This is a genomic window from Lysobacter terrestris, assembly GCF_014489475.1.
GTDB lineage: Bacteria > Pseudomonadota > Gammaproteobacteria > Xanthomonadales > Xanthomonadaceae > Agrilutibacter > Agrilutibacter terrestris.
On sequence record NZ_CP060820.1, the window covers coordinates 2,645,748 to 2,661,577 of the forward strand.

Annotated in this window: 10 protein-coding genes and 1 tRNA gene; 6 read left to right on the plus strand and 5 right to left on the minus strand. The window is 68.7% G+C overall.

Annotation, left to right across the window (positions count from 1 at the left end; genetic code table 11):
• Positions 1–127 precede the first annotated feature (127 nt).
• Entirely contained in the window at positions 128–484 is a 357-nt protein-coding gene (locus tag H8B22_RS12335) for a Spx/MgsR family RNA polymerase-binding regulatory protein (protein WP_187711709.1), read from the plus strand.
• 94 nt (positions 485–578) lie between these two features.
• Positions 579–1,706 (plus strand): succinyl-diaminopimelate desuccinylase, encoded by a 1,128-nt coding sequence (dapE, locus tag H8B22_RS12340; protein WP_187711710.1) that lies wholly within the window; start codon positions 579–581, stop codon positions 1,704–1,706.
• A 107-nt stretch (positions 1,707–1,813) separates the two neighbouring features.
• Here dapE and H8B22_RS12345 read toward each other — a convergent pair whose 3' ends face one another.
• Positions 1,814–4,165 (minus strand): penicillin acylase family protein, encoded by a 2,352-nt coding sequence (locus tag H8B22_RS12345; RefSeq protein WP_187711711.1) that lies wholly within the window; start codon positions 4,163–4,165, stop codon positions 1,814–1,816.
• 102 nt (positions 4,166–4,267) lie between these two features.
• On the opposite strand from H8B22_RS12345, the gene H8B22_RS14945 reads away from it, so the two are divergent.
• The 3 genes from H8B22_RS14945 to H8B22_RS12355 all read left to right on the plus strand — a co-directional run bounded on the left by H8B22_RS14945 (position 4,268) and on the right by H8B22_RS12355 (position 9,255).
• Positions 4,268–4,402: a hypothetical protein gene (locus tag H8B22_RS14945; RefSeq protein ID WP_284690668.1), complete on the plus strand. Its 135-nt coding sequence runs from the start codon at positions 4,268–4,270 to the stop codon at positions 4,400–4,402.
• A 119-nt stretch (positions 4,403–4,521) separates the two neighbouring features.
• Positions 4,522–6,216, plus strand: coding sequence for an asparagine synthase B (gene asnB / locus H8B22_RS12350; RefSeq protein ID WP_187711712.1), 1,695 nt, complete (start codon positions 4,522–4,524; stop codon positions 6,214–6,216).
• A 102-nt stretch (positions 6,217–6,318) separates the two neighbouring features.
• Positions 6,319–9,255 carry a bifunctional diguanylate cyclase/phosphodiesterase gene (locus H8B22_RS12355; protein ID WP_187711713.1) on the plus strand — a complete coding sequence of 979 codons (2,937 nt, stop codon included), beginning with the start codon at positions 6,319–6,321 and terminating at the stop codon, positions 9,253–9,255.
• Positions 9,256–9,311: 56 nt separating this feature from the next.
• Here H8B22_RS12355 and H8B22_RS12360 read toward each other — a convergent pair whose 3' ends face one another.
• The 4 genes from H8B22_RS12360 to H8B22_RS12375 all read right to left on the minus strand — a co-directional run bounded on the left by H8B22_RS12360 (position 9,312) and on the right by H8B22_RS12375 (position 13,120).
• Positions 9,312–9,968 carry a thiopurine S-methyltransferase gene (locus H8B22_RS12360; protein WP_187711714.1) on the minus strand — a complete coding sequence of 219 codons (657 nt, stop codon included), beginning with the start codon at positions 9,966–9,968 and terminating at the stop codon, positions 9,312–9,314.
• 131 nt (positions 9,969–10,099) lie between these two features.
• Positions 10,100–12,340, minus strand: coding sequence for a DNA topoisomerase IV subunit A (parC, locus tag H8B22_RS12365; protein WP_187711715.1), 2,241 nt, complete (start codon positions 12,338–12,340; stop codon positions 10,100–10,102).
• A 98-nt stretch (positions 12,341–12,438) separates the two neighbouring features.
• The gene (gene rnk / locus H8B22_RS12370; protein ID WP_187711716.1) at positions 12,439–12,864 is read right to left on the minus strand and encodes a nucleoside diphosphate kinase regulator; all 426 of its coding nucleotides are present in this window, start codon (positions 12,862–12,864) and stop codon (positions 12,439–12,441) included.
• A gap of 171 nt (positions 12,865–13,035) precedes the next feature.
• Positions 13,036–13,120, minus strand: a tRNA-Leu gene (locus H8B22_RS12375).
• Positions 13,121–13,277: 157 nt separating this feature from the next.
• Here H8B22_RS12375 and rnr point away from each other — a divergent pair.
• Positions 13,278–15,761, plus strand: coding sequence for a ribonuclease R (gene rnr / locus H8B22_RS12380; protein WP_187711717.1), 2,484 nt, complete (start codon positions 13,278–13,280; stop codon positions 15,759–15,761).
• Positions 15,762–15,830 lie beyond the last annotated feature (69 nt).

A 15,830-nucleotide genomic window follows, 5' to 3' on the forward strand; every position in this document is an offset into this window, starting at 1 on the left:
TTCTCGTCATCCCGGCGAAAGCCGGGATCCAGTTTTTGCTGCTGCTTATCCATTCAGAGCGGAGTCGACAGCCGGATCCCGGCTTTCGCCGGGATGACGATTCCAAAGTCCAAGGACAAGTAGAAGAATGACCACCACGCTCTACGGCCTCAACAACTGCGACACCTGCAAGAAGGCGCGCAAGTGGCTCGACCGCTTCGGCGTCGCGCACGCCTTCGTCGATTACCGCGACAACCGCCAGGCGCCCGAAACACTGGTCGACTGGAAGGACAGGCTCGGCGGCTGGGAGGCGATGATCAACAAGTCGTCGACCACGTGGCGCACCTTGCCGGACAGCCGCAAGACGCCCGGTTCGGACGCCGAATGGAAGCTGTTGCTGAAGGAGTATCCGCAGCTGATCCGGCGCCCGGTGGTGGTTACAGACGATGGCGCGATCACCCAGGGCTTCAGCGACAACGGCTTCAAGAAGCGCTTCGATATCTGACTTTTATCGTCATCCCGGGCGAAGCGATGGACCTGTTGTCTGGCAGCAAGACAACAGCAGGTCCCTTCTCTCGGGATGGCAGAAGGAACACCGCATGAGCGAGGTCGTCAACCTCACCAAGGAACTGGTCACCCGGCCGTCGATCACCACCGACGACGCCGGCTGCCAGGAGCTGATCGCGCAGCGCCTGCGGCGCGCCGGCTTCCACTGCGAACACCTGCGCTTCGGCGACGTCGACAACCTGTGGGCGACACACGGCGACGGCGGACCGACGCTGGTGCTGCTCGGCCACACCGACGTGGTGCCGCCGGGGCCGCGCGAGGCGTGGGCCAGCGATCCGTTCGTGCCGGAAATCCGCGATGGGCTGCTCTACGGCCGTGGCGCCGCCGACATGAAGGGCAGCGTGGCGGCCTTCGTGATCGCGCTGGAGCGCTTCGTTGCGGCACACCCCGGGCACAGCGGGCGCGTCGGCCTGTTGCTGACCTCGGACGAGGAAGGCGATGCCATCGACGGTGTGCGCAAGGTCGCCGACCTCTTCCGCGAGCGCGGCGAGCGCATCGACTGGTGCGTCACCGGCGAGCCTTCGTCGACGGCGAAGCTCGGCGACCTGTTGCGCGTGGGCCGTCGCGGCACGTTGTCGGCGACGCTGACGGTGCGCGGCATCCAGGGCCACGTTGCCTACCCGGAAAAGGCGCGCAACCCGATCCACCAGGCGATGCCGGCGCTGGCCGAACTGGCCGCACGCCGCTGGGACGACGGCTACGAAACGTTCCCGCCGACCAGCCTGCAGATCAGCAACATCAATGCCGGCACCGGGGCCAACAACGTCATCCCCGGCGAGCTGCGCGTGCTGTTCAACCTGCGCTTCAATCCGAACTGGCGCGCGGTGCAGCTGGAGCAGGAATGCGAGGCGGTGCTGCGCGCGCACGGGCTCGACTACGAAGTGCACTGGCATCGCGGCGGCGAGCCCTTCCACACGCCGGAGGGCCTGCTGCGCGCCAACGCGCGCGAGGTGCTGGCGAAGTTCAGCGGAGCCGCGCCGGTGGAAAGCACGGGCGGCGGCACCTCCGATGCCCGCTTCATCGCGCCGCTGGGCGCGCAGTGCATCGAGATCGGGCCGGTGAACGCCAGCATCCACAAGGTGGACGAGCACGTGGCGGTGGCGGATCTGGAGCTGTTGCCGGAGCTGTATCTGGAGTTGATCGAGCGGATGCTGGTTTAGTCGGCACTCCACGCCGGCTTCGCCGGCGGCCCCTCATCCACCCCTTTTGGGCACCTTCTCCCCGCTGCGCGGGGAGAAGGGAAGGGGAAACAGCCAGCTGGCCTACGTCACTTCGGTGGCGCCATCCGCAGCGTGTACTGCGTTGCTCCCGGCAGGAACGGCGTCGGCCGCCCGTGCACCCAGTCGTCGTGCCCCGAGCCCCAGAACGGCGACAGCGGGTGCCCGCTCTGGCCGCCGGGCATGTGGATGATGCCGTCGGCTTCGTGGCCGGGGGCCACGACCATGCGTTCGGATGCGCCGAAATCGGGCGCCTGCACGCGCGGCATCGCGACGTCGCCCGGCAGCGGTTCGAACGGCATGCACAGGTTGCCGCGCACGAAGCCGGGCAGGGCACGCGCCAGCGGATGGCAGATCTTCGCGGTGTTCTGCTCGCCCCAGGTGCGTTCGGCCAGCGGTCCCTGTTGTTGCAGTTCGTCGCGCACCTCGCGCGCGGCGTCTTCGAACAACGCGTTCCAGTCCGCATAACGCGGCGACAGCAGGTGCGTGGGACGTTGCGTCACCAGCGGCCACACGAAGCCTTCCTGCTGCTGCAGGCCGGGCATGACGAAGTCGTCGCCGAGCGCGACCTGCGCCGGGCCGGTCAGGCCATCGAGCACGCGGTCGGTGACGGCGCGGCGCCAGGCGCGGGTGATGCGGTAGCTGACCGAATCGATGCTCGCGCGGCCCTGCCACGCGGTGGCGGCACGGGCGAGCTCGCCGAGTGCCGGTTGCCGGCTGCGCGTGGCTTCGTCGCGCAGCAGCTGCCACCACGGCCGCATGAAGACCGCGCGGTCGTCGAGTTGCACCGCCAGCAGGTCGCGTTCGGTGAGCTGCGCCTTGGCGTCGAGATCGTCGCGGATCTGTCGCGCGCGCGCGCCCAGCGTGCTGCCGCCATCGCCCGCGAGCGCCAGCAGGTCGTCGCCGACGACGCGGTTGTTGGCCGTCCACAGCCGGCCGCGCGTCGGCAGCAGCAGCGGTGCGCGCGTCGTGCTCACGGGCCACGGCGGGCAGAGCGCGGTGGATTCGATCGGTTGCGACGGATCGCAGCCGGCAGCGCGCACCGGGATCGGGCCGAGCCAGCGCCAGCCGATCGCGCCCTGGCTGTCGGCGATCAGCATGTTCTGCGCGGGAATCGCCGAACGCCGCGCGACCTCCACCGCGTCCGCGAGCGTGCGTGCCCGCGCCATCTCGACCAGGTTGAGGTTCAACGATCCGGGCAGGTGCGCCACCCAGCGCAGCGCTAGCGCGCGGCCGCGCGCGTCGTGCGCCAGCACCGGGCCCCACGCGGTTTCCTCGATGTCGAAGTCGACCGGATCGCTGCCGGCGACCGCGATCTGCTCGCGGTGATGGACGGACGGCACGCAGGCCGCCGTCGGCTGCGCCCCGCACACGTCCTGCACGGCCCAGTCGAGCGTGTCGACGTAGCTGTTGGTGAATGCCCAGGCGACGTGGCCGTTGCTGCCGACCACGGTGAAGGGGAAGCCGGGCAGGGTGAAGCCGCCGATGTCGACGCGTCCGTCGGGTGCGCGCGGATCGCGGTAGCGCAATTGCGCGCGGAACCACAGGTTCGGTGCGCGCAGTCCCAGGTGCATGTCGTCGGCGACGATGGCGCGGCCGTCGCGGGTGAGCTCGCCGGAGACGGCGAAGTTGTTGCTGCCGATCACCCGCGGCATCGGCTGTGCATCGCCGGCCTGTTCCGGGTGCGGTAGCCGGCGCAGGTCCACTTCCTGCGCCGTGGGCGGCACTGCATCGCCACGCGAGCGGCCGGTGAGCGGTGCATCCCAGCGGCTGCCGTCGTGGGTGATGAGCTTGAACAACGCCGGCGGCAGGTGCGGGCGCATCTTCCACAGCGCGAGTTCGCGCGCGTTCTCGCCGTCCTGCAGGTCGAAATACATCGCATAGGCGACCAGTGGCGAGTCGCTCAGCTGCCACGGCTCGGGTTGCGTGCGCAGCAGCAGGTACGGCCAGGGGCGGACCTTGAGGTCGCCCAGCCCGGCGTTCACGCCGTCGACATAAGCCTGCATTTCCGGGCGATGGGTGCCGATGACCGCGTCGAGGTCGGCCTCGACGCGGGCGCGGAAGCGGTGCACGCGGTGCTGCTTGTCGACGCCGACCGCGATCGGGCCGAACAGCTCCGCCAGTTCGCCGGCGGCGGTGCGCCGCAGCAGGTCCATTTCGAAGTAACGCTCCTGCGCATGCACGTAACCGAGCGCGCGCATGGCGTCGCTGGGGTTGTCCGCTTCGATGGTGACCACGCCGAGCGCGTCGCGCTGGATGCTCACCGGGGCGGAGAGGCCGGCGAGGGACAGCTCGCCCTCCAGCTGCGGCAGGCTGCCGCGCAGCAGCCACCAGGCGGCCAGCGCAAGGACGACGAGTACGAGCAACAGGGCCAGCAGGCCGCGCCGGATCCACTTGAGCATGGGCGTTCCCTCCGCCGCCGAGCTTAGCTGAACTCGTGCGGCGCTCTGTTGCAGCCGAAACCTTCGCTTGCAACGCGCTCCGGGCTGAAGCAGGATCGGTCCATGGCCTCCGTCCTGACCCTTGCCCGCATGCACGCCGCCGCACTCCGCGGCTGTGTGGCCGTGGCCGGCCAGGTCGCGTTCCAGCGCGCCAATAACAACCGCAATAACGCCAGCCACCCGCGGGCCGGCGATTAGTGCGCGTCTAGACAACGCCCCGATCGCTCACGAAGCCCGCGCCGCAAGCGCGGGCTTCGTCGTTTTCGCCTCCGGAATTTCCCCAACCCTCCCCAAAAAACGCCACCAGGAGTCCTCCCATGTGTTCCATCCTCGGCATCTTCGGCCTGCAGGCCGGCGACGATCTCCACGCCCTGCGCCGATCCGCGCTCGAACGCTCGCAGCGCCAGCGCCACCGCGGCCCGGACTGGAGCGGCGTGCACCAGGATCCAGGCGCCATCCTGGTCCACGAACGCCTGGCCATCGTCGATCCCGCCGGCGGTTCGCAGCCGTTGCGTTCGGGCGACGGTGAACTGGTGCTCGCGGTCAACGGCGAGATCTACAACCACCGCGACCTCGAGCAGCAGCTGGCCACGCCCTACGCGTTCCAGACCGGTTCGGACTGCGAGGTGATCAACGCGCTGTATCGCAGCGACGCGGACCCCGCGACGTGGCTGAACGCGCTCAACGGCATCTTCGCCTTCGCCCTGTGGGATCGCGCGCGGCAGCGTTACCTGATCGCCCGCGACCCGATCGGCGTGTGCCCGCTGCACTGGGGCCACGACGGCGACGGCCGGTTGTGGGTCGCCTCGGAGATGAAGGCGCTGGCCGATACCTGCACCGACGTCGCGCAGTTCCCGCCCGGTCATTACTTCGACAGCGAACGCGGCGAAGCCGTGCGCTACTACGCCCGGCCGTGGTGCGACCACGCCGCGACGCGCGAGGTGGAAGTCGCCAAGCAGGAACTGCGGGAAGCGTTCGAGTGCGCCGTGCATCGCCAGCTGATGTCGGACGTGCCCTACGGCGTGCTGCTGTCGGGCGGGCTGGATTCGTCGCTGGTCGCGGCGGTGGCCGCGCGCTATGCGCGGCGTCGGGTGGAAGAAGACGACCAGGCCGAGGCCTGGTGGCCGCGGTTGCACTCGTTCGCGATCGGCCTGGAAGGATCGCCCGATCTCGCCGCGGCGAAGGTCGCCGCCGAAGCACTCGGCACCGTGCACCACGGCTTCACTTACACCTTCGAGGAGGGCCTGGACGCGCTGCCCGACGTGATCCGCCACATCGAGACCTTTGATGTGACCACGATCCGTGCGTCCACGCCGATGTTCCTGCTGGCGCGACGGATCAAGGCGATGGGGGTGAAGATGGTGCTGTCGGGCGAGGGCGCCGACGAGGTGTTCGGCGGTTACCTGTATTTCCACAAGGCGCCGGACGCGCGCGAATTCCACGAAGAAACCATCCGCAAGCTCGACGCGCTGCACAACTACGACTGCCTGCGCGCGAACAAGTCGATGATGGCCTGGGGCGTGGAACCGCGCGTGCCGTTCCTCGACGTGGACTTCCTCGACGTGGCGATGCGCATGGACGCGAAATTCAAGATGGCGCGGCCGCGGGCAGGCGGCGGCAAGGCGATCGAAAAGGCGATCCTGCGCGAGGCGTTCGAGGACTACCTGCCCGAGTCGATCCTGTGGCGGCAGAAGGAGCAGTTCAGCGATGGCGTCGGTTACGGCTGGATCGACGGGCTGAAGGCGCACGCGCAGGCGCAGGTCAGCGACCGGGTATTTGCCGCCGCCGCCAGCCGCTTCCCGGTGAACCCGCCGCAGAGCAAGGAGGCCTACCTGTACCGCCACATCTTCGAGCAGTTCTTCCCGGGGGTGGCCTGCGCGCAGACGGTGCCGGGCGGCAAGTCGATCGCGTGTTCCTCGCCGGCGGCGATCGCCTGGGACGCGGCGTTCGCGACCCAGGCCGACCCCTCGGGCCGGGCCGTGGCCGGCGTGCACGAGGCGGCGCTGGCGTAGGACTTCGGCGCACAGCGAAGGACGGCCGTTTTCGGCCCGTTGCGGCGTTGGATATTTGCCATGGCCAGATCATTCCAGCCGCCGCGCGGGCCCGACCCTTCCGTGCCCGCATCCGTGCGCGTGCTGGAAGGGGTCGCGATTCCGGAACCGCCCACCCGGCCGGGGGAGATCGATGCCGTCGTCCTGCGCATGGCCGAGACGGTCTTCGGTTGCCGCAACGCACGGCTGGTGTGGGTCTCGGGCACCAACGCGGAAGGCCAGCTGCGCCGCCACCAATGGCCGACCACGCCGTTGACGCAGGAAGAAGCCCGGCTCATCGACGCAGCCCTGGCGCGTCGCGCCAGCGTCGCCGGCGGCGTGGTCGGCAATGGCTGGGTGCGCATGGCGCATTCGTTGGACTACGCCCGCGCCGTTTTCCTCGCCGACTGGCCGGAGGCATGCGCGCTGCCCGGCGGCACGCCGGCCGGTCTGGTCGATTTCCTCACCCTGTTGTCGGCGCGGATGCGCGCCGAGATCGAACTGGTGGCCGCGCACAACGCCACCGGCCGGATCGGCAAGGCCGCGCAGCTGCAGACCGCCCTGTATTCGATCGCCGACCTCGCCAGCAGCGAGCTCGACATGCGCGAGATGCTGCGCCGCACGCACGCCGTCGTGGCCGGGCTGATGTACGCCGAGAACTTCCTGATCGCGCTGCACGAACCGGAGCGCGACACGGTTCGGTTCGTCTACGACGCCGACGAGAACGGGACGAACGGGTTCACCGTCGGCGAGGAAGTGCCCGCTGCCCGGCTGCGCAACAGCCTGACCCTGGCGGTGATCCGCAGCGGCTTGCCGGCGATGGGGCCATCGCACCAGTTGCGCGAACAGTTCGGGCTCGAACCGGCGGGCGAGTTCGGCCCCGGCAGCGCGGACTGGCTGGGCGTGCCGATGGTGTCGGAAGGCGTCGTGCGCGGCGCGCTGGTGGTGCAGAGCTACAACCGCCGCGGTCGCTACACCGAGGCCGACCGCGCCCAGCTCGGCTTCGTCGCCCAGCACATCCTCATCGCCCTGCAGCGCAAACAGGTGCAGATGGAGCTGGAGCATCGCGTGGAGGACCGAACGCGGGCGTTGACCGAGGAAGTGCTCGAACGCCAGCGCGGGGAAAAACTGCAGTCCGCGCTGTACAGCATCGCCGACCTCGCCAGCAGCGACCTGGACATGGCCGAGATGTTGCGGCGCATCCACCTGGTGGTCGCCGAACTGATGTATGCGCGCAACCTCATCATCGCGCTGTACGACATCGAGCGCGAAACGCTGCGAGTGATCTACCACGCCGACGAGAAGGATCCGGGCATCATCGATACCGGAGTGGACATTCCCGAAGCGCAGATGCGCGACACCATGACGCTCGGCGTGATCCGCAGCGGCAGGGCGGTCATGGGGCCGCCGGTGCAGGTGGTCAGGCAGCTCGGCATTCCCGAGGGCGTGTATTTCGGCGCCATCGCCGAGGACGTGCTGGGCGTGCCGATGGTGTCGGAAGGCACGGTGCGCGGCGCGGTCCTCGTGCAGAGCTACGACGCCGCCGAACGCTACGGCGAGGAGGACCGGGCGCTGTTGGCCTACGTCGCCCAGCACATCCTGACCGCGCTCGACCGCAAGCAGGCGCAGGCGGAACTGGAAAACCGGGTGACGGACCGCACCCGCGAACTCGCCAAGGTCGTCGGCGCATTGCGCGAACAGATCGGCGAACGCGAGCGCGCCGAGCAGCAGTTGATGCACGAGACCATGCACGACTCGCTCACCGGACTGCCCAACCGTAGCTTCCTGTACGAAGCGCTGGAGCGGGCGATCGCGCGGATGCAGCGCAATCCCGACCATCGCTTCGCCGTGCTGTTCCTCGATCTCGACCGCTTCAAGGTCGTCAACGATAGCGTCGGCCACCTCGCCGGCGACGAGATGCTCAAGCAGGCCGGGGCACGGCTGGCCGGCTGCGTGCGCCCGTTCGACGTGGTCGCGCGCCTGGGCGGCGACGAGTTCGCGGTGCTACTGGAGGACGTCAACCTGCCCGAGGAAGCCTGCCACGTGGCGCAACGGGCGATCGAATCGCTCAGCGAGCCGATGCACATCAGCGGCAAGGAGTTGTTCACCTCGGCGAGCGTGGGCATCGCTTTGGGCCATTCGCGCTACCGGCGCGCCGAGGAGCTGCTGCGCGACGCCGACGTGGCGATGTACCGCGCGAAGGCACACGGGCGCCAGCGCTTCGAGATCTTCGACGAACGCCTGCATCGCGAGGCCCTACAGCTGCTGGAGTTGGAGAACGACCTGCGCCGGGCGATCCAGCGCTACGAATTCGAACCGCACTTCCAGCCGATCGTGCGCCTTTCGGATTTGCACGTGGTCGGCTACGAGGCGCTGCTGCGCTGGCGCCACCCCCAGCGTGGGCTCGTCCCGCCCGGCGAATTCCTCGAAGTCGCCGAGGAGAACGGCAGCGTCGAGCAGATCGACTGGCAACTGTTCGAACGCGCCTGCCGCGAGATCGGGCTGCTGGGCGAGGACAGCGGCTACGTGACGCTGAACGTGTCGCCGCGGCACTTCCGCTCACCGACGCTGGCCGAGCAGATGCTGGACCTGTTCGACACCTACCAGCTCTCGCACGACCGCATCCGCCTGGAAGTGACCGAAGGCGCGCTGCTCGACAATCCGGAGCAGGTGCGGGTGACGCTGGAGGCGCTGCGCAACTCCGGCATCGTGGCCGCGCTGGACGACTTCGGTACGGGGTATTCCTCGCTCAGCTACCTGCACCGGTTCCCGCTGCATTCGATCAAGATCGACCGGTCCTTCGTCAGCGCGCTGCAACGCGGCGAGCGCGGCGGCAGCGCGGCGGTGGTGCGCGCGGTGCTGGCGATGGCACGCACCCTGGGCATGGACGTGATCGCCGAAGGCGTGGAAACCGACGAGCAGCGCGACTACCTGCTCGAGATGGGCTGCGAGCTGGGGCAGGGCTTCCTGTTCTCGCGCGCGCGGCCGGCATCGGAGTGGGCCGCGCAGCTCCGGCACTGAGGGGTTACATCCGGATCAGTCGCGAACGCTGCGTCCGCAACGGATCACAAAGCGCATCAGCGGCGGATCAGCCGGTAGACCACGGTGTCCAGCGCCGTCACGCCGTCCGCGATGAAGGCCGGTTGCTGCGCCAGGATGTCGCGGCGCTCCAGCACCTCGACGTGCCAGTCGACCGCATACAGGTCGCGGACTTCCGCTTCGCCCACGCTGAAGGGCGGGCCCTGCTTCTCGCCCTGGGGATACTCGAGCGTGATCAGCAGGCTGCGGCAGCCCGGCGGGAGCAGGGAATACACCTCGTCCACGTAACGCCGGCGCAGTTCCGGCGGCAGCGCGATCAGCGCGGCGCGGTCGAACACGACGCTGCAGTCTTCCAGGGCGGCGGCATCCAGCGCGAACACGTCGCCCTGGATGATCTCGACGTTACCGGCGATGTAATGCGTGCCGTACTGCGATTCCCGCACTTCCGGGACGATGCCGTGTTCGCTGATGAACTGCTTGATCGCCAGCGGGGAGAGCTCCACCGCGAGCACGCGATAGCCCTGCGACGCGAACCAGACCATGTCCAGCGACTTGCCGGCCAGCGGCACGAACACCTTTGCCCCCGCCGGCATGCCGATCCCGGGCCAGTGCTTGAGCAGCAGCGGCGTCGGCTTGTCCTGGTGGAAGCCGATCTGGTTGTCGTGCCAGCGTTGGTGCCAGAAGTCGGGTTGCATGCAGTGATTTTCTGTTCCCGGGTAAGGCCGCAGCCCGCACCCGGGGATTGCGTGGAACCCGGGTGCACTTCGCTTACCCGGGCTACGAAGCACGCGCAGTCGCGAGGGCTCGCGACGCGCGCGCAGGCCGACTACTGGACGTCGAGCCCTTCCACCTTCTGCCACCCGCGCGGCAACAACCCGCCGCGCGTCGCCCGCGCACCGACGTATTCGTCGAGGTCCTTGAACGACAGCGACATCGTCCGCGCGCCCGACTTCACCACCAGGGTGCCGCCCTGCGGCACCACGGCCACGGCGACGACGCGCTCGGTGCCGAGCTTGGCCTTGGGGATGTCGATGATCTTGTTGCCCTTGCCCTTGTCGAGTTCCGGCAGCTCCGACACCGGGAACGCCAGCAGGTGGCCGACGTTGGTGACGGCGACGACGCGGTCGTGCTCGCCCGCGGCCTGAGCCGGTTGCAGCACCCTGGCGTTGGGAGTCAGCGACAGCATCGCCTTGCCGGCCTTGTTGCGGCCGGTGAGGTTCTCGAAGCGGGTGATGAAGCCGTAACCGTGCGAGGAGGCGAGGACGAACCTGGTGTCGTTGTCGCCCGTGGCCAGCGCCTGGAACGACGCGCCCGGTGCCGGCGAGAAGCGGCCGGTCAGGGGTTCGCCGTTGCCGCGCGCCGAGGGCAGCGTGTGCGCGACGGTCGAATACGCGCGGCCGGTGGAATCGAGGAACGCCACCTGCTGCGTGCTGCGGCCCTTCGCCGCGGCGAGCAGGCCGTCGCCGTCGCGGTAGCTGAGCGCGCCGGCGTCGACGTCGTGGCCCTTGGCCGCGCGCACCCAGCCCTTCTCGCTGATCACGATGGTCATCGGTTCGCTGGCGACCAGCTCGGTTTCCGACAGTGCCTGCGCGGCGCCGCGTGCCACCAGCGGGGAACGGCGGGCGTCGCCGAACTTCTTGGCGTCGGCGAGCAGTTCGTCCTTGATCAGCTTCTTCAGCTTGGCCTTGCTGTCGAGCGTGGCGATCAGGCGGTCGCGTTCGCTTTCCAGGTCGGCCTGTTCGCCGCGGATCTTCATTTCCTCCAGGCGCGCCAGCTGGCGCAGCTTGGTCTCGAGGATGTAGTCGGTCTGCTCCTCGCTCAGGTCGAAGCGCTGCATCAGCACCGGGCGCGGTTCGTCCTCGCTGCGGATGATGCGGATCACTTCATCCAGGTTGAGGAACGCGACCAGCAAGCCATCCAACAGGTGCAGGCGACGCTCGACCTTGTCGAGGCGGTGCTTGAGGCGGCGCGTCACCGTGTCGGTGCGGAAGTTCAGCCATTCGCCGAGGAAGGCCTTCAGTCCCTTCACCTGCGGGCGGCCGTCCAGGCCGATCACGTTGAAGTTGACGCGGAAGCTCTTCTCCAGGTCGGTGGTTGCGAACAGGTGGCCCATCAGCTGTTCGACATCGACGCGGTTGGAACGCGGCACCAGCACGATGCGGGTCGGGTTGGCGTGGTCGGATTCGTCGCGGATGTCTTCCAGCCACGGCAGCTTCTTGGCGCGCATCTGCGCGGCGATCTGTTCGATCACCTTGCTCGGCGAGGCCTGGTAGGGCAGCGCGGTGATGACGATGTTGGCGCCGTCCTTCTCGAACACGGCGCGCGCGCGCACGCTGCCTAGGCCGGTTTCGTACATCGAGATCAGGTCCGCGCGCGGCGTGATGATCTCGGCGGTGGTCGGGTAGTCCGGGCCGAGGATGTGCTCGCACAGGTCGCGCGTGGTCGCGTCCGGATCGTCGAGCAGGCGCACGCAGGCGCTGACGACTTCGTTGAGGTTGTGCGGCGGCACGTCGGTGGCCATGCCGACCGCGATGCCGGTGGTTCCGTTGAGCAGCAGGTGCGGCAGGCGCGCCGGCATCCACGTCGGTTCTTCCAGAGTGCCGTCGAAATTTGGATCCCAGTCGACCGTGCCCTGGCCGAGTTCGCCCAGCAGCACCTCGGCGATCGGGGTCAGCTTGGATTCGGTGTAGCGCATCGCCGCGAACGACTTGGGGTCGTCCGACGAACCGAAGTTGCCCTGGCCCTCGATCAGCGGATAGCGGTACGAGAACGGCTGCGCCATCAGCACCATCGCCTCGTAGCAGGCGCTGTCGCCGTGCGGGTGGTACTTGCCGATCACGTCGCCGACGGTTCGCGCTGACTTCTTCGGCTTGGCCCCCGCGTTGAGGCCGAGCTCGCTCATCGAATAGATGATGCGGCGCTGCACCGGCTTGAGCCCGTCGCCGAGGAAGGGCAGGGCGCGGTCGAGCACCACGTACATCGAATAGTCGAGGTAGGCGCGCTCGGCGTACTCGCGCAGGGGAATCTGTTCGAAGCCGTGGAAGACCGGTCGGACGGTATCGCTCATGGAGGGGGCGAGGCCTTAAGGAGGTAGATCGTTGGGAGGTAAAGCGTGAAGCCGGATTCTACCGGCGGGCGTGAGCGCGTCACGCACGCCGTGCGCGTTCAGCGATGCAGGTCGCCGGCGGCTTCGGGCTGGTAGCCGATGGCGAGCACGCGCAGGTCGACGCTGCCGCCGGGCGCGGGCCAACGGATCGCCTGGCCGACGCGCAGGCCGAGCAGCGCGCTGCCGACGGGGGCGAGGATGGAAACCCGGTCGCTGCGGCCATCGACGCCATTCGGATAGACCAGGGTGACCTCGCGTTCGCTGCCGTCGTGCAGGGCCAGGCGGACGGTGGAATTCATGGTGATGACGTCCGGCGGCATCTGCGCCGGTTCGACGATCTCCGCGCGGTCGAGTTCGGCGCGCAGGGCGGAAGTGTCGAGGTGCTGGAACGCGGGCGAATCGAGCAATGCCTCGATGCGTTCACTGTCGAGGCGGGAGACGAACAGGGCGGGGAGGATGGGTTCGTCGAGGCGTTGTGCGTGCATGGCCAGACTCCAGAAAGCAGTACGGGCGACGCACCGGTGCGCCGCCCGCGGTTGGGGATGTGGAGGGACCATAGCCCCGAAGCCCGCGGGGCGACAACCGTCCGGCCGCGCGCCGCCAGACCGGGAAAAGAAAAAGCCCCGCATCGCTGCGGGGCTTTTGCTTGAACTCGTTGGTGCCCAGGAGAGGACTCGAACCTCCACGGTTTTACCCGCTAGTACCTGAAACTAGTGCGTCTACCAATTCCGCCACCTGGGCTTCGCTTCCGGCGTGAGCCGCTGCGAGGCCGCGTATGTTGCGTTGCGGCGGCGCGCTTGTCAACGATTCGTGATGCAACTTTTTCAACGGGCCGCTGCCGGCCGCGATCCGGTTCATCCCGACGGCCCCCGCCATGGCGATGTGCGACCATGCCGCGATGAAAAAGAAGACCACGGGTGGTCGCAAAACCACGGGCCAGGGCAGCGGCCACAACGCAGGTCCCGGTCGATCGGGTAGCGCGGCCAAGTCCGCGGGAAGCACCGCGAAGAAGGGCGCGGGCCGCGCCAAGGGCGCCGCGTCGCGGCCGGGATGGATGCCGGAACCGCCGCCGAGCGGGTTCAAGCCGCGGAACGCATCACGGCCCTCGCCCCGAGGCGGAGCCCCGAGCGCGGGCGGCCATCCCGGTGCGGCCCACCACGATCCCCACGCCGAGCGCGAAGCCAGCCGCTACGACCAGCCCATCGCCAGTCGCGAGCTGATCCTGCGCCTGCTCGGCGACGGCCCGCTTTCGGCCGATGCGCTGGCGCAGCGTCTGGACCTGGCCGCGCCGGATCGTTTCGAGGCGCTCAACAAGCGCCTGGCGGCGATGCTCCGCGACGGCCAATTGCTGTTGAACCGGCGCGGCGAATTCGCCCCGACCGAACGCCTGGACCTGATCGCCGGCACCGTCATCGCCAATCCGGACGGATTCGGTTTCCTGCGCCCCGAAGCGGGCAAGAGCGGCGACGACCTGTTCCTCCCGCCGGCGGAGATGCGCAAGGCCATGCACGGCGACCGTGTGCTCGCCAGCGTGACCGGCGTGGACCGGCGCGGTCGCCGCGAAGGCGCGATCGTCGAAGTGCTGGAACGGCGCCTCAACCGCCTGATCGGCCGCTTCGAAACCGAATCCGGCATCAGCTACGTCGTGCCCGACGACCGCCGCATCCAGCGCAACCTGCAGATCCCTCCCGATGCGCGCGGCGATGCGAAGCACGGCCAGCTGGTGGTGGCCGAGATCACCCAGGCGCCGGATTCGTGGCGCCCGCCGATCGGCCGCGTGCTCACCGTGCTGGGCGAGCGACTGACCGCTTCGCTGGCGGTGCAGGCGGCGATCCACGGCCATGACCTGCCGCACGAATTCCCGCAGGAGGTGCTGTCCGAAGCCGCGGCGGTGCCGCTCACCGTCGACGCGGCGACCGCCGCGTCGCGGGTCGACCTGCGCCGGTTGCCGCTGGTCACCATCGACGGCGAGGACGCCAAGGACTTCGACGACGCCGTGTATTGCGAACCCAACCGCGACGGCTTCCGCCTCGTGGTCGCGATCGCCGACGTCTCGAACTACGTGCGCCCCGGCACCCCGCTGGACGACGAAGCGCAGAAACGCGCGACGTCGGTGTATTTCCCGGGCTTCGTCGTGCCGATGCTGCCGGAGACCCTGTCCAACGGCATCTGCTCGCTGATGCCGAAGGTCGACCGCCTGTGCTTCGTCTGCGACATGCAGGTGAACCGCGACGGCGAGGTCACGCAATCGAAGTTCTACGAAGCGGTGATGCATTCGCACGCGCGGCTGACCTACACGCTGGTGTGGAACGCCGTCGGCGACGTGCCGGACGAGGCCAGGGCCGACGCGCAGGCGCAGATCGGCTCGCTGCTGCCGAACATCGAACACCTGCACCAGCTGTTCCGCGTCCTGGCCAAGGCACGCGAACGCCGCGGCGCGATCGAGTTCGAATCCAGCGAAGTGCGATTCGTCCTCGGCCCGCAGGGCGAGGTCGTGCAGGCGGGCATGCTGCAGCGGAACGATGCGCACAAGCTGATCGAGGAATGCATGATCGCGGCCAACGTCGAAGCCGCGAAGTTCCTGCTGGCGCGCCACGTGCCGGCGCCGTACCGCATCCACGAGCGGCCGCCGGAAGCGAAATACGCCGACCTGCTCGAGTTCCTCAAGGAATTCGCGTTGCGCATGCCGCCGTGGGCCAAGGTGCAGCCGCGCGACTTCACCGCGCTGCTGAAGAAGATCCGCGAGCGCCCCGATGCCGCCCTGCTGGAATCGGTGCTGCTGCGCAGCCAGTCGCTGGCGGTGTACTCGCCGGACAACGTGGGCCATTTCGGCCTGGCGCTGGAGGCGTATGCGCACTTCACCTCGCCGATCCGCCGCTATCCCGACCTGCTGGTGCACCGGGCGATCAAGCACGCGCTGAGCGGTGCGCGCGTCGAGCAGTTCAAATACCCGCCCAGCGCGATGGCCGCGCTGGCGCTGCAATGTTCGGAGCGCGAGCGCCGCGCCGACGAGGCCGAGCGCGAAGTCGACGAGCGCTTCCGCGCCGCGTGGATGGAGCAGCACGTGGGCGGGCAGTTCTCCGGCGTGATCAGCGGCGTCACCAGCTTCGGGCTGTTCATCGAACTGGACGACTCCAAGGTCAACGGCCTGGTCCACGTTACCCAGCTGCCCAGCGACTTCTATCACTTCGATCCGATCCGCAAGACCCTGGCGGGCGAGCGCACCGGGCGCGAATTCCGCCTCGGCGACCGCGTCGACATCATCGTGCTCAAGGCCAGCGTCGAGGACCGGAAGATCGATTTCCGCCTGGTCGAGGAGCGTGGGGCGAAGCCGCTGCCGCCGCGGGGAAAGCCGGCGAAGCGGGTCAAGCAGAAGTACTGAGATAATGGGCAGGCGTTGCGTGGGGCGGGCCGTGGCCCGCCTTGCGCGGCATGTCTCATAAACGGCGGG